The organism is Negadavirga shengliensis, assembly GCF_042652345.1.
Taxonomy (GTDB): domain Bacteria; phylum Bacteroidota; class Bacteroidia; order Cytophagales; family Cyclobacteriaceae; genus Negadavirga; species Negadavirga shengliensis.
In genome coordinates this window covers 152830-175406 of sequence record NZ_JBHSJJ010000008.1, presented here as the reverse complement: position 1 = coordinate 175406, position 22577 = coordinate 152830, and the positions used below count along the sequence as shown (strand labels likewise).

The 22577-nt window shown below is 45.0% G+C and carries 15 protein-coding genes; 4 read left to right on the top strand and 11 right to left on the bottom strand.

The features are described 5' to 3' along the window. The first annotated feature begins 19 nt into the window (after positions 1 to 19). Complete coding sequence (locus ACFPFU_RS15190) at positions 20 to 1024, top strand: NAD(P)/FAD-dependent oxidoreductase (RefSeq protein WP_377065625.1); 1005 nt, start codon at positions 20 to 22, stop codon at positions 1022 to 1024. A 15-nt stretch (positions 1025 to 1039) separates the two neighbouring features. Next, positions 1040 to 1360, top strand: a complete 321-nt coding sequence (locus ACFPFU_RS15185; RefSeq protein ID WP_377065624.1) for a 2Fe-2S iron-sulfur cluster-binding protein — start codon at positions 1040 to 1042, stop codon at positions 1358 to 1360. Positions 1361 to 1383: 23 nt separating this feature from the next. Here ACFPFU_RS15185 and ACFPFU_RS15180 read toward each other — a convergent pair whose 3' ends face one another. The 3 genes from ACFPFU_RS15180 to ACFPFU_RS15170 all read right to left on the bottom strand — a co-directional run bounded on the left by ACFPFU_RS15180 (position 1384) and on the right by ACFPFU_RS15170 (position 6787). Next, positions 1384 to 4038 carry a histidine kinase N-terminal 7TM domain-containing protein gene (locus tag ACFPFU_RS15180; RefSeq protein ID WP_377065623.1) on the bottom strand — a complete coding sequence of 885 codons (2655 nt, stop codon included), beginning with the start codon at positions 4036 to 4038 and terminating at the stop codon, positions 1384 to 1386. A gap of 222 nt (positions 4039 to 4260) precedes the next feature. Then, on the bottom strand, positions 4261 to 5376 hold the full coding sequence (locus ACFPFU_RS15175; RefSeq protein WP_377065622.1) for a glycerate kinase family protein: 1116 nt from the start codon (positions 5374 to 5376) through the stop codon (positions 4261 to 4263). A gap of 64 nt (positions 5377 to 5440) precedes the next feature. Continuing rightward, entirely contained in the window at positions 5441 to 6787 is a 1347-nt protein-coding gene (locus tag ACFPFU_RS15170; RefSeq protein WP_377065621.1) for an alanine/glycine:cation symporter family protein, read from the bottom strand. A 298-nt stretch (positions 6788 to 7085) separates the two neighbouring features. On the opposite strand from ACFPFU_RS15170, the gene proB reads away from it, so the two are divergent. Both proB and ACFPFU_RS15160 read left to right on the top strand, forming a co-directional pair. Next, positions 7086 to 8171 carry a glutamate 5-kinase gene (proB, locus tag ACFPFU_RS15165; RefSeq protein WP_377065620.1) on the top strand — a complete coding sequence of 362 codons (1086 nt, stop codon included), beginning with the start codon at positions 7086 to 7088 and terminating at the stop codon, positions 8169 to 8171. A gap of 24 nt (positions 8172 to 8195) precedes the next feature. Further along, positions 8196 to 9446, top strand: coding sequence for a glutamate-5-semialdehyde dehydrogenase (locus ACFPFU_RS15160; RefSeq protein ID WP_377065619.1), 1251 nt, complete (start codon positions 8196 to 8198; stop codon positions 9444 to 9446). A gap of 119 nt (positions 9447 to 9565) precedes the next feature. Here ACFPFU_RS15160 and ACFPFU_RS15155 read toward each other — a convergent pair whose 3' ends face one another. From ACFPFU_RS15155 to ACFPFU_RS15120, 8 genes are all read right to left on the bottom strand, one after another. Further along, positions 9566 to 11443 (bottom strand): proton-conducting transporter transmembrane domain-containing protein, encoded by a 1878-nt coding sequence (locus ACFPFU_RS15155; protein ID WP_377065618.1) that lies wholly within the window; start codon positions 11441 to 11443, stop codon positions 9566 to 9568. A 3-nt stretch (positions 11444 to 11446) separates the two neighbouring features. After that, positions 11447 to 14002: a YbcC family protein gene (locus ACFPFU_RS15150; RefSeq protein ID WP_377065617.1), complete on the bottom strand. Its 2556-nt coding sequence runs from the start codon at positions 14000 to 14002 to the stop codon at positions 11447 to 11449. A gap of 125 nt (positions 14003 to 14127) precedes the next feature. Beyond that, positions 14128 to 14955, bottom strand: a complete 828-nt coding sequence (locus ACFPFU_RS15145; protein ID WP_377065616.1) for a ZIP family metal transporter — start codon at positions 14953 to 14955, stop codon at positions 14128 to 14130. 175 nt (positions 14956 to 15130) lie between these two features. Beyond that, entirely contained in the window at positions 15131 to 15703 is a 573-nt protein-coding gene (locus tag ACFPFU_RS15140) for a TlpA family protein disulfide reductase (protein WP_377065615.1), read from the bottom strand. Positions 15704 to 15833: 130 nt separating this feature from the next. Next, the gene (locus tag ACFPFU_RS15135; protein ID WP_377065614.1) at positions 15834 to 17354 is read right to left on the bottom strand and encodes a RagB/SusD family nutrient uptake outer membrane protein; all 1521 of its coding nucleotides are present in this window, start codon (positions 17352 to 17354) and stop codon (positions 15834 to 15836) included. 24 nt (positions 17355 to 17378) lie between these two features. Next, positions 17379 to 20756: a SusC/RagA family TonB-linked outer membrane protein gene (locus ACFPFU_RS15130; RefSeq protein ID WP_377065613.1), complete on the bottom strand. Its 3378-nt coding sequence runs from the start codon at positions 20754 to 20756 to the stop codon at positions 17379 to 17381. An 84-nt stretch (positions 20757 to 20840) separates the two neighbouring features. Beyond that, positions 20841 to 21905 carry a FecR family protein gene (locus ACFPFU_RS15125; protein ID WP_377065612.1) on the bottom strand — a complete coding sequence of 355 codons (1065 nt, stop codon included), beginning with the start codon at positions 21903 to 21905 and terminating at the stop codon, positions 20841 to 20843. Between the two features lie 57 nt (positions 21906 to 21962). After that, positions 21963 to 22571: an RNA polymerase sigma factor gene (locus ACFPFU_RS15120; protein ID WP_377065611.1), complete on the bottom strand. Its 609-nt coding sequence runs from the start codon at positions 22569 to 22571 to the stop codon at positions 21963 to 21965. Between the last annotated feature and the right edge of the window lie 6 nt (positions 22572 to 22577).

Sequence of the window (22577 nt, the reverse complement as noted above, 5' to 3'; positions counted from 1 at the left end):
ACCAATAACATAAAACACCATGATTACTACTGACATTTGCATTATCGGAGCGGGCCCCGTTGGTTTATTTGCCGTCTTTGAAGCAGGATTGTTAAAGATGCGTTGTCATTTGATAGACGCATTGCCGCAGGTAGGCGGTCAGCTTTCGGAAATCTATCCACAAAAACCCATTTATGACATACCCGGATATCCTGAGATAAAAGCGCAGGAGTTGGTAGACAATCTCATGGAGCAGATCAAACCGTTCAAGCCTACTTTCTCACTGGGAGAAAGGGTGGATCACCTGACCAAACAGGAAGACGGGTCATACGTAATCACTACCAATGACAAAACCCAGATACACGCCCAGGTGATTGTCATAGCAGGGGGCTTGGGTTGTTTCGAACCCAGAAAACCTGTATTGGAAAACCTTGAGCATTTTGAAGGCAAAGGGGTGGCATATATGGTAAAAAATCCGGAACAATTCAGGGATAAAAAGGTGGTGTTGGCCGGTGGCGGGGATTCTGCCTTGGACTGGGCCATATACTTGGCCGACGTGGCCAAAAGAGTGACCTTGGTTCACCGCAATGAGACGTTCAGAGGTGCCCCGGATTCTGCGGCAAAGGTGTTTGATATGGCAAACAACGGTAAAATAGATTTGATCCTTTCCGCCAATTTAAAAGAATTGGGTGGAAATGGTCGTCTGGCAACGGTATTATTGGAGGACAAAGCCAAATCCCAAATCAAGATCGACACGGATTACCTGATTCCGCTTTTCGGGCTGAGCCCCAAACTCGGACCAATCGCTGATTGGGGATTAACCATTGACAAAAATGCCATTGAGGTGGATACGACGGATTATTCAACCGGCGTGGACAGAATCTATGCGATAGGAGACATCAACACCTACCCGGGAAAACTGAAACTGATTCTCTGCGGCTTCCACGAAGCGGCGATCATGATGCATTCCGCCTTCAAATATGTATATCCTGACCAAAAATTAAGTTTTAAATATACCACTGTCAATGGAGTGAATGCATTTTAATCTTATTTTTGCAGCATGGTAACATTCACAGTAGAAGATCACGACGGAAACCGTCAGACGATAGAAGCCCCTGATGACATGGGCTTAAGCTTAATGGAAGTGCTTAAAGCTTCCGAGTATCCGGTACTGGCCACCTGTGGCGGGATGGCGTTATGTGCCACCTGTCATGTTGAAGTATTGGAAGGAAAAAATGGTCTGGGAGAAGCTTCGGATGTGGAATTGGACCAATTGGAGGCTTTACCTGAATATTATCCCACCAGCCGTCTGGCCTGCCAAATCAGGATAAGCGGAGAGCTGGAAGGAGCGGTCATTAAACTCCGGGGAGAAGATAATTAAAAAACTACCTACAACGGCCATGTTCATCCTATATGGCCGTTGTGTTTTTTGGGCAGCCAGCGTTCCATCACTGCTTTAAAAGTTTCATGAAATATCGGCTTTGTCATGAAATCATTGAAATCTCCACGATAACCACGCTTCTTTTCAGTATTTAATGCATTGACTGAAAGCCCAATTATGGGTATGTCCTTTCCTCCGGGTAAATTCCTGATCAAATTACAGATTTCATACCCGTTCATATCCTGGATGCTCAAGTCGGTAAGGACCAAATCCGGCCCTCTTGATTCATAAAGCTCCAATGCTTTTCTGCCACTATCCGCATCTATCACTTCCACCCCGGGGAACAATCGCTCCATATAAACTTTTATCAGCATTCTGTTGATGGAATTATCTTCTACCAACAGGACCGATATCCCTTGTTGATGGACATCCTGAATTGCTCCGCCTTTCCGGTCAAAATGGTCTTTTTCATTGGAAAGAGACTTAAAAAGCGCTATGAGTTTCTGCAACGTCACCGGTTTATTTAAAAACAGCCCATAACCTGCCCTCTTATATTGTTCTATTGTTACTTCCCCATCGTCAGCGCCTACCATTGCTACAAAGTGGGGTTGTTCATATTTGTTTTTAAAGAGATTCGTTATTTTTTCCACGGCGATAATGCTGCCTGACCCGAGAACCTTATGATCCATGATGACCGCCTGGAATTTCCCGTCAGCCGTTTCCATCCATCCGAAAGCTTCACCAAAGTCGCCGGTACTTATCGCCGTCACCGATAATCTCCTGCAATAACGCTGTATGATGTCGCGTGAACTCTCATTATTGTCAATTAGGAGGACTTTTGACAGCGAAGGAAAAAAATCCATCTTCGGAGTACCTTCTTCAAAGAAAGGCAACAAAAGGTCAAAATAGAAAGTGCTGCCTTTGCCGACGCAACTGTCCAACCGGATTTTACTGCCCATCATCGACAGTAATCGCGTTGAAATGGTCAGACCTAATCCTGTACCTCCATATTTTTTTGTGGTGGATGAATCGGCTTGTGAAAACGCATCAAAAATAAGGGTCTGCTTTTCCTGCTCTATACCGATTCCCGTATCTTTTATCGCAAATTTAAGAAGGATCTCCTTTCCTTTCTCCACCTCCGAACGACTGACTTTTAAGATGACTTCGCCTTTTTGGGTAAACTTGAGTGCGTTATTCAATAAATTGATCAGAATTTGTTTTAGTTTTTGCCGGTCGACCACTACCCATTCCGGCACCTCTTCTTCAATATCGAGCAGCAATTCGAGACCTTTTTGGTGCGCCTGAAAACAAAGTACTTCCACCACAGTCTGCAACAGGTCATATAAATTTGTTTTCTTATAATCCATTTCGGTCTTACCGGCTTCTATTTTGGCCAGGTCCAGTATATCATTGATCAAATCCAAAAGGGCGCCCGCAGATTGCAAAGCTGTATTGGCATACCGCTTCTGTTGTTCATTTAACTGCGTATTGGTGAGCAATTCCGTAAACCCTATCACACCATTTAAGGGGGTGCGGATTTCATGACTCATGTTGGCCAAAAATTCACTCTTGGCTTGATTAGCCTTTTCAGCAGCTTCCCTGGCTTTTTCTATTTCAAGCCGGTAGTTCTTTTCCTGGGTTATATCCCTTAATGAAATAATATTGCCGACGACGTTATCCTTGTTGTCTTTAATGACGGACTTGGAGGCTAAAAACCAGTGAAGATACTCCTGTTGTATTTTGTGAAATTCCCTGACATCAAAATCAAGGGGGGATATTATTAACTCAGCCACTTCAGGCCACTCTTCCCGGATATTTCCAAGAGTCATTTCGGCCGATCCAAAAGCCATAAATCTTTTCGCTGACAAGTTACAGGTAATCAGGTTATGCTCTAAATCCGTAACAATTACGCCATCCTCCATATTGTCAAAAAGGGTCTTATAGGCTACCGGCGCAATCTGAAAAAGTTTAAACTTTAACAAACCCAAAAATATAAATATCCCTGCCAATGCAAAGCCGAAAGGAATGACATCTAACTGGTAGGGTATCGTACCCGTCAGGTACCATAAATAAATAATAAAGGGACAACACAATCCAAAAAGCACCATATAAACCTGCCTGCGGACAGAATGGGGAACTTCCTGTGCCATCCTGATAAGTAACCATAAACTGATTACCAAGAGCAGCACCGTGTAGGTCTGATGTACCCAGTATAGCATCCCTTTTCTGGAAACCAGGTGGTCAATCAAGCCATTGAATTCCACCGCAAATTCCCTGTAAAATAACCTGTGAAAAGGATTGGTAAGAACCAGTCCCAATAAGGAAAATGAAACAAGGAAAATCATAGAGACCGATTTTCTATTTACGAGTTTTTCGTTACCGGTATAATGAATTGCCAACATAAGCATCAAAGGGCCCAAAAAAACAGCCCCCAAATATTCCATTTTCAAAAAGGCGATTTTCCAATTCAACGAAGCCGCAAACATCTCCAGCGCATTGCCCAAAGAATAGATAAAACAAGCCATCATCAACCATGAAAAATATTTATTTACCCTTCCTCCTTTGATCGATTTTGCATATAAAGAAAGGAATAGGGGAACAAATCCTATTACTAGAAATACGAAATTTACAATATGAAAATTTATTTTTTCCACCTTAGCAAAAATCAATGCTGCCATTGTATTAAATATAACTTATTTTAATTCAATTCTAAGGGCAGCTTTCAGATTTCTGAAATCCAACCGGAATAAATCCCAAAATTAAAAGGAAACTTCTATGTATGATAATCACTAAATTTATCTTTAAAGAGCGGATAGGCATGCCGAAAACAGGTTTCTTTATAAAAAATCCCCTCTACAGCCCTTAACTGCCCTGAGTTAATGGGTCAAAACGGAAACACATCATATCTTCAGATTTTTGTATCTGCCCAAGGTTTGTTGTAAAGTCTTTACCAAGGCTTCCTCAGCTCTTTCGATTACTTCTTTCTCTTTAAAATCCAAGTCGGGCAGCTGTAATATCACATCAAACCCGCTTTCATTCGCCTCTTCTCCCGAAGTAATCAACCAGGATTCCTTTCCTAATTCCTTTACCAATCGCATCAATTCAAAACTGCCTTTCCCTTTAGCCGACTGATGATCGTAACGGCCTTCACCCGTAATGATGATATCCGCACGCTTGATGCGGTCTTTCATCCGGACTTTCTCAAAAAAGTAAGAAGCGCCTGGGGCAAGTTGGGTTTTAAAAAAGGCGCTGATGCCCAAGGCGATGCCCCCCGCAGCCCCAAAACCTTCCCCATCACTTATCCCGTTTTCACTTTTCGCCTGCAACAGCCGATAAAAACTTTCAGATGCTTGCAGAAATCTCCGCATATCCTGTTTTTGTAACCCTTTCTGGGGACCGAATACGGGGATTGCCCCTTCTTCGCCAAAATAGCTGTTGGTGACATCACATAAAAAAGTGAACTTTATATCAGGTAAAACGGAGGTCAGTTGAACATGTGCAATTCTTTCCAGAAAATACGGAGAAAACATGGGGATTTCCCGCCCTTTTTCATCCAAAAACAGCATCCCCATGGCCCGTAAAATCCCCGTACCCATGTCCACCGTCGCGCTGCCTCCCAAACCTATCACCACCTCCCCCGCTCCATAATCCATGGCTTTCATGATGAGCTCACCTGTGCCATAACTGCTGCATATCCAAGGGTTCTTCTCGTATTCCTTCAGCCACTTGATACCTGAAACAGTCGAAACATCCAGATAGGCTGTCCGGCTATGGGCATCATATCCAAAAAAGCCCCTCATCGGCCTTCCCAATGGATCATTCACAGCGGCAAATACCTTTTCCAATCCCAGAAGTTCGCTCAGCAGCAAACAGGTGCCATCTCCACCGTCTGCAATAGGACAAACTTCAGCCTGATCCCGTGGACGAATTTCCAAGATGGTGTCCTTTATTAAACTTGCGGCCCGATCCGCTTCAATAGTGCCCTTAAAGGCGTTGGGTGCTATCAGCCATTTCATTGCTTTCTGTCTATTCGCCCATACAACTTTTAATGATCTACAATTATCAACCCGGGATGCTTCATCATTCTTTCATCCTTTCAAAATAACTTTTGGTAGCCGCCTTGACTTTCGGGGCCAAATACAGGGCAGATATCATGGTTGGAAAAGCCATGATGGCATACATTCCATCCACAAAACTCATGACCACATGCAATGAAGTTACCGCCCCGCCTACAATGGTGAGAAGATAGAAGTAATTGTAATAATCTGCCTTGTCTGCGCCGAAAAGATAATTGAAACACTTGTGCCCATAATAGGAATAGGTAAACATGGTAGACAGGGCAAATATCAGCACAGCAAACATCAAAAGGTATTTGCCTATGCCGGGCAACCCTTGTTCGAAAGCGGAAAGGGTCAGCAACACGCCGTCCCTCTCTCCCGATTTCCACACGCCCGTAACCATGATGACCAGGGCCGTTAAAGTACAGACCACAATGGTATCTATAAATGGACCCAACATGGCAATTAGCCCCTCCCTTACCGGCTCATTGTTTTTGGAAGCGCCATGGACCATTGGAGCGGTGCCAATACCTGCTTCATTGGAAAATGCCGCCCTTCTGGCTCCGATAACAATGACCTGTCCCACTGCCCCTCCCAGCACCGCCTGTCCGGTAAATGCATCCTCAAGGATATACAACAGCATCCCCGGCACTTCTCCCAGGTTCTTAAACAAGATGATGAACACACAGACGAAATACATACTGACCATAAACGGCACCAACCTTGAGGCCACCGCCGCAATGCGTTTGATCCCGCCTAAAATCACCAACGCCACCAGCAACATCACCACAATTCCTATGGCCCATCGGGTGGGCTGGCCATAATCCAGACCCAACGGCCGGAATATCACTACCCGCAGCACGTCAGTCAATTGGTTGGCCTGAAAAATCGCCAACAATCCCATTATCCCCGCCACACAAAAGATGATGGATAGAAACTTCCATTTTTTACCCATACCCTCTTCAATCACATACATGGGTCCTCCCTGTATATGTCCGGAAGAATCCCTTCCCCTATACATAATCGCCAATGTACAGGTAAAAAACTTGGTAGCCATACCTACAAAAGCGGAGACCCACATCCAAAATATCGCACCCGGACCGCCTGTCCCAATAGCAAGGGCTACCCCGCTGATATTGCCCAAACCCACCGTAGCTGCAATGGCGGAAGAAAGGGCCTGTCGGGAAGTAATGTCTCCGGAAGCTTCAGGGTCATCGTATTTGCCCCGAACCACCTTGATGGCATGTCCCAATCTTCTGAAGGGAATAAATCCAGAATATACAAACATCAAAAAACCCCCGCCCATCAATAATATCAAAAGGGGTGTCCCCCATATCCAATCGCTAAAACGAATTATGATTTCTCCCAAAACAAAACAAATTTAACCCCTACAAAGTACGGACTCACAAAGTAATCAAATATCCTTAAAAACAATATACCAGTAATAATTGAGCCGTGTATTATTGCCTTGAAAAAAATAGCCCTGCCCTCATCTTCAACCCTCTTTATTCTCCCAAAAGGGAAATGTAGGTTAATTTTTTCCTCCCCTTTACAGCCAGTCCCAAACTTGCTTCGGGTGACTTGGGATGAAACTTGATAAAATAGGAATAGTCTAATTGACCAAAGCTTTCTATTTTTGCGTACATTCTGGAATCAGCAAGCAACACATGAACCACCGTACCAAAACCGTAGTCATTAAAATAGGCTCAAATGTACTTACCCAAGACGACGGCACCCCGGATCAAAACCGGATGGCTTCGTTGGTAGAGCAAATGGTTTTTCTGAAATCAAAAGGATTCCAGGTGGTATTGGTGACATCCGGTGCAGTGGCGTTTGGGAGAAGGGCGGTTGGTTTCGCGGGAAAGGCCGATGCCATTACAAAGAAACAGGTATGGGCTGCTATAGGCCAGATTGAGCTCATCCGGGCCTATAAAGAGCTGTTTTTGGAAAAAGGCCACCAAGTAGCCCAACTCATGGTGACCAAGGAGGACTTCAGGGACAGGATGCATTACCTGAACATGAAAAACTGTCTTGATGGCCTGCTGAAAAACAACATCATCCCTGTCATCAATGAAAACGATGCCGTTGCAGTAACTGAGCTGATGTTTACGGACAATGATGAGTTGGCAGGCCTGGTGGCTGCCATGATCGATGCAGATACCCTTATCCTCCTGACCAATGTGGATGGCATATACAAGGGACATCCCGCTGAAGCTGGCGCTGAGCTCATTCGAAGGGTAGGGCAAAAAATGCCTGACCTGAGCCCGTACATTTCTACCACCAAGTCTTCTTTTGGCAGAGGGGGCATGCTTACCAAAATGAGCATGGCCAAAAAATCCGCTGACCTGGGCATTGAAGTACTGATAGCCAATGGTAAAAAGGAAAAGGTGCTGGAACATTTCTACCACCAAGACTTGGAGTGCACCTATTTCGAACCCGGAAAATCCAAGCACAACCAAAAAAAATGGATCGCCCACAGTGAAAATTATTCCAAAGGGGAGATCATTATCAACGAAGGGGCAAAAAAAGCACTGCTTTCTTCCAAAATCACCAGTCTGTTGCCCATAGGCATCGCAGAAATCAAAGGAGAGTTCCTTAAAGGGGATATCATCCGGATTGTAGACAGCCACGGTATCAGGATTGGTCTGGGCAAAGCTGAATACAGCGCCAAAAATGCCCGGGAAAAAATCGGGCTTGCCAACCAAAAACCCCTCGTTCATTACGATTACCTTTATATATTTGAAGCCAACTGATTTGTAAAAAACATAATCCAGCCGATGAAAACGCTTGAAGGAAAATTCGAAAAAGTCCGGACCGCCAGCCGCCAGCTTGCCATGCTCTCCGAAGAAAAAACCAACAGGATCCTGGATGACCTGGCTATGGCAGCCATCAAGTATATCCCTGAAATACTTGACGCTAACCAGAACGATCTGGATAGAATGGACCCTTCAGATCCCAAATACGACAGGCTCAAACTAACAGAAGAAAGAATCGAGAACATTGCTGAGGACATCATTAATGTAGCCAGACTCCCATCCCCATTAGGACAGATTATCGCCGAAAAAACACTGGCTAACGGTTTGCAGCTTCAAAAGGTAAGAGTGCCTTTGGGCGTAATCGGTATTATTTACGAATCCCGTCCCAACGTTACTTTTGATGTGTTTAGCCTTTGTCTGAAAACGGGAAATGCGCTAGTCCTGAAAGGTGGTTCAGATGCCCATGATTCCAATACAGCCATCGTTGAAATCATTCACAAAATTCTTAAGAAAAATAAAGTCAGTACGGATATCGTCACATTGTTGCCCGCAGACAGGGATGCGACCAAAGCCCTGCTGCAGGCTGTTGGCTATGTGGATATCATCATCCCAAGAGGAAGTGAAGGATTGATCAAATTTGTGCGGGACAATTCCAAAGTACCCGTAATCGAGACGGGAGCGGGTATTGTCCATACCTATTTTGATGTATCTGCTGACCTAAAAAAGGGGACCGACATCATCGTCAATGCTAAAACCCGAAGGGTCAGTGTATGCAATTCGCTGGACTGCCTTGTTATCCACAAAGAAAGGCTTTCGGATCTGCCTGCCATCTGCCAGCCGCTGGCAAAAAAGGGAGTGAAGATTTTTGCGGATGATGCGGCCTATCAAGTCTTACATGGAAAATATCCCAAGGATTTGTTGGCGGTTGCCGACGAGGAACACTTTGGCATCGAATTCCTTTCCCTGACGATGTCGATCAAAACCGTTTTGGGTATGGAAGAAGCCTTGGACCATATCGCCAGGTACAGCTCCAAACACAGTGAGGCCATCATTGCTGAAAACCCAAAAACAATCGATCATTTTCTGAAAGCGGTAGATGCCGCCGCTGTGTATGCGAATGCTTCCACCGCCTTCACGGACGGTGCCCAGTTTGGCCTGGGTGCGGAAATCGGTATCAGTACCCAGAAGCTGCATGCCAGGGGGCCGATGGCTCTGGAGGAGCTTACATCCTACAAATGGATCATCAAAGGTAACGGACAAACCCGCCCGTAGCAACAAAGCGGCCGGATACGATAAAAAGGAAGATTTCAGAGATCGTACTACACCGGACTTCAAAGCAACAAGTATTGAGGCCTTATTGGTACTTTACCCTCCTCTATGGTCCAAACCGGTCACCCCGTTTTTAAAGCCACGGGGTGATAGTGTTTGACATGGGGACCCAGAAAAAGCCTTGCGTAAATCCTAACGAGAGAAACCCCTCCCAGAATAAAACTGACCGCATTAAAGGCTGCCAACAGGTATTGGTCCTCATGAATATGGCTGAATATCAAATCCACACCGATAAATGTGGGACTGATAGGAAAACCCATCATGCCCATTGTTGCCAAGAGAAAAACCAGAGAAAGTCTACGGTACTCAAACACGTGTCCGTAGTATTGATTAAGATCAAAATATGCAGGCTCTCTTTTGCGCAGATGATCCAAAACAAAATATCCTACTATACCGCCAACAATCACACCGCTCAGGTAAATAAAAGTTTCGCTGTAGTTAACACTTTCATTGAATGATGCCGCCAGGGCTATCCAAAAATGGTTAGCCATCACCAGCATCAGAGCAAGCCGGGGGTATTTTCTTTCGGAAAAAGATTTGAACACCATCAGCATCCCCAAGAGTCCAAAGAATCCGGGTAAATACGCTCTGACCGGGGAAGGAATCCACCCCTGATTAAAGTAAAGGAGCAATCCTGACGCATATATCGGAAGAAAGTAAATCAAGAGGTTTTTGGGAGTAAGAAAATCCAATTTCCTTCCAAGTCTTTTGATGGGAAGAAATACCCATTGGTTAAAGAAACGGTCCAAATTCCATTCCTTCAGAGAAAGGACATACAGGCTGTATTCCAACCTCTTGGGAAAAGTGTCCTCCAAAGTGATCTCCCGTGGTCTGAAATGATAGAACTGATCGCGGATCATATAGGCCACCACCGATGGAGAAACCAGAAGTTGATAAGTTCTCAGAAATGCATTGCCCGCAAAATGTATCAATGCCAGCGTTTGCAAACCTAAAGCCACTTCCATGAACATGATCCCGATTTGGGCTATCGAGGCATAGGCTATCTGGGTTTTGATCGTGCTTTGTACCCTTGCGATGGGGTATGCAACCATAGCAGTCAACAGACCCATTAACCCGATCAATATCCTTGCAACCATCTGATGTTCCCAAAAAGGATAGGTCCTAAGTAATAAAAACACCCCAAAATGGACGGAAAGCGCCCCATAGAAAATGGCACTCGAAGGCGTAGGTCCCTCCATCGCCCTGGGGAGCCATGAAGAAAAAGGCAGCTGGGCGGATTTGGCAGCCGCGGCAATCAACAGACTTACCGCAATAAAGAGCCCAATCCCACCATGCGATGAGAGGTGTTCATGCACAAGTTCTTCATTGAGCAGTTTGATAAAGGTGATGTTTTCATGCCAAAGGTGATGACTGGCCCACATGGCCAATATGATTCCGATATCACCGATCCTATAGATCGAAAATACCTTGACCGCATTCCTGACCGGTAAATACCGCTCACGGTAAAAGGCGATCAAAAGAAAGGAGGACAGCCCAAGCATTTCCCACCCGAAAAATAAAGTCTCAAAATTCCCTGCCAGCACGGTTAAATTATAAGCCAGATGAAAGAAAAGAAGGGTATTGAAAAAACGTTTGTATCCATCTTCCAAATGCAGGTAAAATCTGCTATACCTTGTGATCAAAAATGTCACAAAGCCTCCCACAAAAAGATAGACCGCAGTAATATTATCAAAATAAAAACCCAGGAAAAACTGATAGTCTCCATTGCTGTAGATTTTCCATCCACGGCTATTGACAGGTATTCCTCCCTTAAAAATCCAGTAAATGATATATCCCGTTACTGCAAGCAACTGGATGGCCACAGTTGTAAAAGCCAGTCTGGAGAATGGTTTTTCCCCTTTTTGCGGGATGAATAATGAAAGCAAAAAACCCAGCAAAGGAATAAGCGAAAATGAACTGATTACCAATTGATCAAACATACCTTATTCGATGATGTATACGGGGAGATTTTCAGCGCTTGACTCCAAAACAGCGTCTAAATTATCAACCGCGACTATCTGTCGGGTTATAGGATTATAGGGAAGAAATTCCCCTTCATGGAACACGAAGGCTTCCTTGGTTTCAGGATGAATACCTACCAGCCTGACCCATTCGTTAATAAACCACTCATAGGTGGGCTCATGTATGTGAATGATTTTCATTAAAACCTCCGGAAAATGTTCTACAATAACCAGGAGTCTCATGGGATCGTGAATGTTGACCATTTGAAGAGGAAGGCCCGCTCTCAAATCACCTTCCATGCCGTTAGCCACCCCGAGGAGTCCCATGACATTATGTGGTAATTTGCTTCCCGCTCCCAGCCGCTCGTTATCAACTTTGGAAAAATAATACTCAAGGTTAATTCCCCCACACACCGGGGCCACGGCTTTCAATATACCTAAAAGATATTTCCCTTCTGGATCAATGCTGTAGTCATAGGAATTCAGAAACGCCCTTTTGTCCAAAAAGAGATGGCGGTTGCTTTCCCGTTTGCCAACAACACATAGGGTATTGGTGGCATGGTTCCATTCAGGCCGGGGTTCGAATAAAGACATCGCCCTGAGCTTCACCAACTTATGTACTTTTTGGGGATCCTGCCTTGAATCAATGGTATGAAATCTTCTGGAACGTTCTTTTGCATTGTAATCCAAGGCTATTTCGAAGATCTGTACATTGTGCCGGTGTAACTGCTGATGACTTTCCGGAAGGGTCTCCTCATCATAAAATTCAAACTCATCCCGCGTCGTGTCATGAAGCCCCCCTATAAACCGGGTGCTGTCGGGAATATTAATTCCCTGGGCGCGAAGGGCCTTTCTCACCTCACTGTGGTTACCGATAAAAGCTGCTACTCTTGCATTTACTGAGCCAGCCCGGCCGCTGCAAGCCCCACAATCATAGCCTGCGTAGTGGGTGTTGTTGACGGAACTGGCACCATGTCCGATGATATACACCAATGGGGCAAAATCCCTCACCAACCCAATACTCTTAAGCAAACCATCCATGTTCTCAGCCATTTCCTCCACAGTAAATCCCGCCTGTAACCCATGATGCCTATGATCAGGGTCTTTGCATTCAATGCCGAGTTTTCCTTTAGGATCCATGTGCCTGAAAGAGGAGACCATTGCCGGTGTCTCCCCGGGTCGGAAAATGGACTTTACCATTTTAACTGCCGACCAAAATCCCATGGTCTGCGAAATGACCCAGGCACCCAAAATACCTTTGGAATGTTTACTGAAATGCGCATCTTTTTCATGTCGAATTTTGGATTCGGTTTCTTTGATCACATGGACAGGCTTAATGGGCGCGGGACAAACCTTGGTCATGAATTTACCGTGTTCGGGTTGGAAGTAAAAGGGAAGATTGAAAAACCCTGCTGTACCAAAGGTCTGGCAATCAGGGAAAAACCTTTCCACATATCTTCTGATGGAACAGGATCTGTCATCCATGCAAAACATGGCTTGAAACCCAGGGTTTCTCGGCGATAAATCCTTTCCGTTCCCAAGCTGTAATCCTTTGATTACCTGATCATAATAGGTCCATTCCATGGCTTCCTGCCAAAGTCCATGAATTTGATACCATTCGGAAGCCCCTTGGGTCTCGAAAATTGTCGGGAAATTATTAGGAATATGTTGAGCCAAAGCGGTCCATTGGCTCCCCCTTTTTCTATCCAGCGCATCGATTTCAAGTATACATTCCAGAAAAACCAGATCATGGAGGGACACCTTCTTTTTATCCAGCAGAAGCTGGGGCTGCTGTTCCAATACCGCTATCATCCCTGACCACCCCGGATGGGAAAATTGCTGATCAAACAGGTATTGTGCAAACCGTTCTTCCTTACCGACCAACAGTTCAAGCAGGTCTTGAAGGGTTGTGTGACCGTCAAAAAGAAGTTCCCTTGCCCTCTCACTTTTCACAAATGTGGTAAAGCTGTTTTTCTCGATCGTACGTACGGCGCTGAGCAATCCTTTTGCCTGAACGGGAAATTTCCAAATGGCAATTCCCTGATCGAGATAACCGCAAATCAATCTGAAAAGAGTGGCCTGGACCTCTTTGTCCAGGTTGAGATGGTAAATCCGTTTCCACCATCTGCGGAGTTGGCCAACTTTCGGTTCAGGGTATTCCTGAACCGGACGATGCAACAGCAATTGTCGCCAATACTCAAGGTTGGAAGCCCCTTGGCGTTCGATGATAACTCTTTCAAGAATCGCCGCATTTATCTTTCCCGAATGATACAGTTCCCTGTATTTTTCAAGATTCCAATATACTTTATATCCAAAGTTTTCGGAGGCAATTTGGACTCCTTCATGAAAGGGAAGATGCTGGAAAGCATGCAGGGTATTGTGGTGCACAAAATCCTTTAAAGGAGGCTGCGCAGGCAAATAATGACCCAATTCATGCAGTACCTGATGCAGATCAAATGACAAATTATGTGACATGAATGAAAGAAGACGGGAGCCATTTCTCAAATCACGGGTTCCCTTCGATTGATCGGTTTTCATGCTAAGGAAAATAATCCTGATTAATGGGCATAATTGTTTATTCCCGGATCATTCGCAAATATAATTTTTGTCCTCTTGGAATTTAGTGACGAAAATCACCAGAAAAGATTTCCCATTCCTTATTTTCAGCCCAAGGCTACGTCCAAAATCATCATGATGGTAAAACCTCCCATAAAGCCCAATACCGCCCAATCCGTATATTTATCCCTTTGCGTCTCAGGAATCACTTCCTCCACGACCACAAAAATCATGGCTCCCGCTGCAAAAGACAAGGCATAGGGCAAGACGTTCTGCATATGAACAACGGCAACCGCTCCCAGCACTCCGGCTACCGGCTCAACCACTGCAGACAACTGTCCATACCAAAAACTCTTGCGTCTGCTGACACCGTTTCTCCTGAGAGGCATAGACACCGCCATGCCTTCCGGGAAATTTTGTATTCCGATACCTATCGCCAAGGCAATGGCTGCAGTTATGGTAGCTCCGTCTGCCCCATGAGCTGCTGCCCCGAAGAGCACACCCACAGCTAGGCCTTCCGGTATATTGTGCAAAGTAATCGCCAGGAGAAGCAATGTGGATTTATGCCATTTGGTGGACACCCCCTCGCTTTCTTCCTTTCCAAAATTAATGTGCAAATGGGGAGTGAGTTTGTCCAAACCAAAAATAAAAAGCCCGCCCAAAAGAAACCCTATCGCTGCCGGAAGCCAAGGATAGTCGGGAAACATTTCTTCGGATTGCTTGATGCTTGGGGCCAAAAGAGACCAGAAGCTCGCCGCGATCATCACTCCCCCGGTAAAGCCCAGCATCGTATCAAACACTGACCTTTTGATTTCCTTAAAAAAAAACACCAAAGATGCTCCTAATGCGGTTAACAACCAGGTGAAGGCCGTCGCCAAAAGTGCTGACATAACCGGTCCGACTTCTCTCGAAAAATCTTCCAAAAACGTTATCATAGATGGGTATTTTTACAAAAATATCCATCTTTTTGAATTATAATCAGGCCTTCGGCCAAAAATCCATTTATTCCTTAATAAAGATGGCTTTTGATAATCCCTGCAACTTCCAAAATCAGTCCCTTTTCTAAGACACAGGGTCAATCCGAAAGCCTTTCCCAAACAACGCGTGGCTTCACAAACTTAAAAGAAATTTCCTGAATTCCTTCGTATCAAAATTGCTCATCCCCTCCTGATAAAAAACGATTTCCCCTTCTGGATTAACCACCAGCGTAGTGGGAATGGCCTGGCTTCTCAAGGATTCATTCAGACCATAAGCGGCATGGACCACGGGAAATGTATAGCCTTTTTGCGCTATATATTTTTTGCTCTTCCCAAAATCATCATCCAGCGCTATCATCAAGAACTCCAGGTTTTCAACATCCTGCACTTTTTTGTACAGTTCGGAGATATGGGGCATTTCGGCCCTGCAAGGGGGGCACCACGTTGCCCAGAGATTGATGAAGACGGTTTTACCCCGGTATTGGGAAAGCCCAACCCAGTCCCCTTCCATGTCCAGGAACTGGCCTTCATAATTGAAAGCCTGTTTTTCTCGGTTTTCCAATGTCACCTTGGGTTTGATCAGACCGGTAGACAGCAAAAGGGACTGTAATCCCCCAGCTATGGGCGTCATCCATCCTGTAAAATACAATACACCAAAAATGCCCAACATAATGGCCCAGGTTCGTATTTCTTTTTTCCAGTTCATACTTTAAAACACTATACGTCAAAAATAAGGCATTTTTCCATCACCTATTGTAACAAAAATCACCAATAAAAAAAGCTGTCCAAAACAAACCTTGTTTCGGACAGCTTTTCACCAAGTATAGACGGCTTTATCAATAGTCCGGGTTCTGTACCAAAATTCCGTCATTCCGGTCTATTTCCGATTGCGGCAATGGCCACTTATAAAACCTGCTTTCAAAATTATACGGTATCACGCCATCATCAACGGCGTTGAGGACCTCCTCCGCTGTTTTCCACCGCTTGAGATCGTAAAACCTAAGTCCTTCAAAAGCCAGCTCCACCCTTCTTTCATGTCGAATTCTTTCCCTCATTTCCTGTTGACTCAACCCAACGGGCAGAGACGGCATACCTACCCTGCCTCTCACCCTATTTACAGCGTTGTAAACATCCTGGCTGGGGCCTTCCAATTCATTCAACACTTCCGCGTACATCAACAAAACCTCTCCGAAGCGAGAAACCACCCAGTCTTGCTGTGAACGGGTGGAATACCCATAAGGGATAAGATCAGGAGTCAAAAACTTCTTTAAGCCATAGCCGGTTGGCCGGTTATTGGAAGGCACATGGGTGTTGCCACCTCCCCAATCCACATGATCCTCAAACACCGTATACCCCAATCGGGGGTCTCTGTTAGCAAACTCGTCATTCGGATCCTGCAGGGGAGATTGTCCTTTGGGCAGTCCATCTGTATATTCATAGGTATCCACCAGGTTTTGCAGTGGACTCACTACCAGCCAATCACCATACCACTGATCCATGGGGGTGAAATTATCCGGCGCCAAAAATTTGATCGAAAACAGAATTTCCGGATTTCCTTCCTGTGTTCCGTCCCTGAACACTTCTGTATAATCGGGAGCCAGTTGGTAGCCTGCGGCCATCAAAGACGCTAAATAGGGCAATGCCTCGTTCATCGCATCGATTCGGGCATTTCCTTGTGGGTCATAGGCATCATACAACAAAATCCTCGCCATCAAAGCCTCAGCGGAGGATTTGACAGCATGGCCATTATTATTTTGATACAAAACATCGGGTAATTGTTGTATCGCATCAGACAGGTCAGTAATGATCTGCTGCCTGATTTCCTCGTCTGACACTTTGGGCTGGAATTGATCTTCTAAGGAGAGCGGGTCCAACACCAGAGGCACTGACCCATAAGACATATAAAGGAAGGAATAGAAAAAAGCCCTAACATACTTGGCTTCCCCTTCAAACTGACTGCGTTCCTGAGGCCCGATGTCAGAGCCCTCGTAAGCGGCGAGATGATTTAGAAAAATATTTACCCTGGCAATGGCCCGGTACGAATCATAATAAACAGATGAAATATAGCCTCCCGTAGAAGGAAAAACATTTCCCTGGACAATAGGGTTGCTTCCCCAATAGTTGTGCTGGCCGTAGCCGTTGTCCGTGAGTACATCCCAATTGGGCATGCCATGAGAAAACATGCTGTTCTGCAAACTGCCGTAAACAGCCGTCAAAGCATTTTCAAAATCCGCTTTGTTCTCCCAGAACATTTGGGAAGAAAGCTGGTCAGGCGGGTTTTTATCCAGAAAATCAGCGCATGACCAGGCAAATGGCAAAATTACAGCTACTTTGATATATGTGATTAGTTTTTTCATTGTCGTATCAATTTGAATGATTTTTTATAACTGCACCTGCAAACCGAAAGCATATATTTTATTCTGGGGATAATTGACAAAATTCCCGCTGCCGGTACGTTCGGGGTCCAGGCCGGGAAAGTTGGTGACGGTAAACAAATTATCCCCTGACAAATATGCCCTGACCCTGCTGAGTCCCAGCCTCCCTGAAACTCCGGCCGGCAGGGTATAGCCCAGAACAATATTTTTTATCCTCATATAACTGGCATCTTCCAAAAAGAAAGAGGAGTTTCTGCTTGTTTTTCCGGCATCGTCCCAGCCCCAATACATTCGTGGCATCGATTCAGATGGGTTTTCGGGCGTCCACCGCTCTCTCCATTCCACCGTAGGAGGAGAGCCCTGGATGAAAGGCAATCTTCCCCAATTGTTCACAAAGATGTCTCTTTTATGCACACCTTGCAGGAAAACCGACATATCAAAACCTTTCCAGGAAGCATTAAAATTGAAGGAATATTCAAACTTTGGAAATGGGTTTCCCATGACTATCCTGTCATCATCATTGATCACGCCATCTCCATTTTGGTCCCGGAATCTCAAGTCACCAGGAAGGGTATTGTCATTAAATTGGCGAGGAGCACCGTTGATTTCTTCTTCACTCTGGAAAATCCCTATTTGTTCCAACATAAAGAAAGAATTCCAGGGCAAGCCCTCTCTCCTTATCAGGTATCCGCTGATCTCCTCAGCGCCAAACTCGATAAGCTCGTTCCTAAACCTGTCAATGAAAAAGCCTGCCTCATAGTTCAATCCTTCAAACCTTCCGTTTCTTACATAGTTCCTATAATTAAGATTGATCTCCAAGCCGGTGTTTTGCATCACGCCGTCATTGATCGTTGGCGGGTCCAAACCCACTACTCCCGTCAACTGAGAGCTTCTGAGAATATCCGACGTTACTTTTCGGTACCAATCGACAGTGAGGGTCAGCCCATTAAAAATCATCATGTCCAAACCTATATCCGTGATCTTGGTTGTTTCCCACCGGATGTTTTGATTGGTAAGGCGGGTCTGTGCCACGCCGGTAGACAAATCGCTATTGTCAAAAGGATAAGCACCCGTGAACAAGAGTATATCCTGATAGGGGTACATACCTATATTTTGGTTGCCCAGTTCTCCGTATGAAGCCCTTAACTTCAAATCATCCAGCCAATTGCCCCCAACGGTTTGGATAAAGTCCTCCTGAGAAAGCCTCCATCCAGCGGAAATTGAAGGAAAAGCGCCCCACCTGTTTTCCGGACTTAATCGGCTTGTCCCATCATAGCGCATGTTGAATTCCAGCAGGTACTTTTCATTGAAGTTGTATCCCAGCCTTCCAAAAAGCGATTGAATTGCCCAGGAATTACTGGAACCTGATGAGTTCTGAACTGCCGGGCTTCCAGCGTCCAGTTCCCGCAGGATATTACTTGGAAACCTTTCTCTATAGCCGTTCATAAACTCGAAATTGTTTTCTTCCTGGCTGTATCCCACTTGTACATTCAAATTATGATTTCCCGCCAGGGCCTTCTCATATTGGAAGTAGGAGAATAAGTTGGTATACAGGTTATGGGCATTGTACACATTTAACCCTCTTCCTCCCACATCAAGGTCGGTCATGAACTCACCATTCAAGTAATTATAAAGAGGAACCTCAGGCCTCCAGTCTTTTGACCTTTCAAAATCACCTACAATGGCAGCCTTGGTATACCATGTTAATCCCTCTGTCAACGTAAATTCTGTCCAGGCCTGGGCATTGATACTGTAATCCCGCAGGGTATTGAGTACTTCATTTTCCACAATGGCCACAGGGTTCTTGTTGTTGGACTCAAAATCGAAGGCCCTGAACGTATATCGTCCGGAGCCGTCAGGGAGAGTAGGGCGATAGGTGGGGGCCTGGGAAAGCGTGGATAGGAAGGTATCCACGGCGCCTTGTCGGGGATTGCTCCTGTCCCCCCGCTTCATAAACAGGTTGGTACCAAACTTGATGTTTTCGTTGATACCCGAACTAAGATTGATCCTAAAGTTGTACCTTTCAAAGTCAAACCCCTTCATAACCCCCTCCTGATTTACATAACCCAGTGAAATATTGTAGGAAGTCAGGTTTTCACCTCCGCTAAAAGACAGGTTTTGCGTATGGGTAGGGGCCGGATTGAACATAATGTCCAACCAATCGGCATTCGGATATTGGTTTCTGTCTGTAGCATTTCTGTAAAGATCAATTTGCTCCTGTGAATACAAGCCTGTGGTGGCATTGCTGTTCAGCCTGGCTTCATTCCACATTTCCATATACTCTGCCGAATTGGTGATCAGTTCAGGCATTCTGGTGGGAGCGTGTATTGCGTAATTCGCATTATAATCTATTCTCAACCTCCCTTTCTCTCCCTTTTTTGTAGTAATGAGAATCACACCATTGGCAGCTCTTGATCCATAAATGGATGCGGACGCCGCATCTTTCAGAACGGAAACATTTTCAATATCATTGGGATCAATGTCATTCAGGTTTCCTTCCACGCCATCTATCAAAACCAAAGGATTGGAGCCCGCTCCGCTGAAGGTTCCCTGGCCCCTAACCTGGATACCTATGCCTTCGGAACCGGGTTGCCCTGAATTTTGGACCACCCTGACCCCAGGCATTCTGCCTTGCAACATTGAAGCGGCATTGGGAACAGGCCTTTGCATCAGCTGGTCCCCGTCCACCGTGGCAACCGCTCCCGTCACGTTTATCTTTTTCTGGGTCCCAAATCCGACTACTATTACCTCATCCAATTGTTGCGTGTCCGGCTCCAGGCTGACATCCAAAGTACTCCGCTGATTTAACGGAATCTCTTGGGTAAGGTATCCGATAAAAGAAAAAACCAACGTGGCATCATCCGGCGCATTCTCCAGTAGATATTCTCCTTCTGAATTGGTAACCGTACCGATTTGGGTCCCTTTAACCAACACACTTACACCAGGCATGGGAAAACCCTCTTCATCTACTACCCGGCCGCGTACTGTCACTTCGACGATAACGGCAGGAATGTTTTTCTTCCTTGAAGATTTTACACTAATACGGTCGTTGACTTGCTTGAAACTTAAGTCATACCGTTCTGCCAGAAGGTAAAGCACCTTCTCCAAAGATTGGCCGTCGATTTGAAGGGTGACTTTATGATCCAGTCCCATTAATTGATTTTCATATAAAAAGGTATAGGTCGTTTGGTCCTGGATAGACCGGAAAACCTCCAAAAGAGATGCCTCTGTTAAATTCAAATTAACATTCACTTTGGAAATGTCATAGGAGCTCTGTGCATGGGATTCATATGCAAAAAGCTGGTTGCAACAAAACAGCTGCACAACCATCATCATCCACAGGTATTTTCCGGCAGTTTTGGGGTTGGGTAATTTTTGTTTCATGTTATTTGGTTTATTGGTATGTTTAAAGATTCCCGATTAGTTTCTCTCAATGTTCCATGAGAACCGATAGCCTGATAGGCATTTTCAAAAGAAAATGTCCACTTCTTTGTCCCGAATGGTATACCGGAAGTCTATAGAATAACTTAAGCTTTCCAACACGTTGGAGAGAAAGTCCCTTCTGAACTCCGCGCTGATTTTCAATTGGCTATAGCCGCTGCCATGGACATTGATGTTGACACCATACCATCTTTCCAGCTTGAGGAATAGGTCTTCAACAGGCGCCTTGTCAAAAAACAAAACACCTTCCCGCCATAACAATGATTTCATATTCCCAATGTGTTGAATGGTGATTTTGTCCATGGTATGCACCAATGCCTCCTCTCCCGGTCGTAGAAAAATACCTGGTTGGGCTCGCTCTGTCTCTTGTGAAACCATGACTTTTCCGGTTGCCAACTGGATTTTCATAGGCTCCCCGGAGTAGGCAACCACATTAAAAGAGGTACCTAATGCGGTGGTCACGATTCCACCGGAAAACACCCTAAAAGGGGTGGAAAGTCCCTGTCTGACCTCAAAAAAAGCTTCACCCCTGATGTGCAAATCCCTGTGCGTTTTGCCGAATCCAACCCGGTCGTACCGCAACTCGCTGGATGCGTTCAGGTATACTACGCTGCTGTCCGGTAAAGTCACCCTGGACTGTCGTCCAGGTTCATTTGCCCTATAAACCCACTGTGACAATACTTCTGTTTCAACTGGCTTTTCGTCGGTTTTGAGGATATCCAGGATATGAAAGAAGGCCAGCAAACACAAACCCGCAACGGATGCGGCAATACCCAGTCGTTTCCAGGGCAGGAGGAGGCGGTTTTTTTTGTCTTCTTTTGTATTGTACCTTAGTGGGCTTTTATTTTCAACATTGATTTTTTTGATGATCCCCGAAAGGACGCGCTCTTTTCTATCCTGATCGAGAAGCTGCACATCCCCTTGTAAATTTTTAAGAATGTACATCGCCTCTAAAAACAACGGCTCCCTGTCCGGATTGCGGCCGGGCCAGTCCGTCCAAATCACATGAGGACCACAATTATCCTTCAGGACCCAGTCTCTGAATGACTTGTCCTCCAAAAAGCCCTTTACTGAATTGAATTCCTTTTCCAAGATGATTCCCTTTTTACTGAAAGGAAGCGGAACAGGATCTGTATCTAATGGAACTTTTTAAAAAAAATTGATAAAAAATTGTAACATGACCAGTATTTTGGAAATATCGGTCATGGTGAGATCCTCTTTTATAGACTTCAAAGCAATGCTGACCAGATTGTATAATGCCGGAACGGTGACCCCCATCAAAGCTGAAATCTCTTTATATGACATATCATATAAATACCTCAATTCCAAAGCTTCGCGTTCTCTCTCCGTCAGTTTTTCCATTGAACGCCTGATCGATTCCTGGGTATAATTCAGACGTTCATTTTCTATCAATATTTCCTGAATGGATTGGACACAATATTTTATATCCTTTACATCCGCCAACGCGTTAAAATTCATTCTGCCATTCATTTTAATGCCAGCTTCCCTCCTAAATGTGGAAAAAATATAGTATTTGATAGACTTCCGGATAAAAATATCCTTTCTTAATTCCCATATTTTGATAAAAGTTTCCTGCATCAAATCCTCTATGACATCAAGGGGAATGGCATACTTTTGTCCATATCTGAACAAATCATCTGCATAGGCATTGTAGATATAAGTAAATGCACTTATATCATCATTGGAAACCTTCTGCCAGATCTCGCTGTCGGTGCATTTAGAATAATCCGTACCCATTTTTTA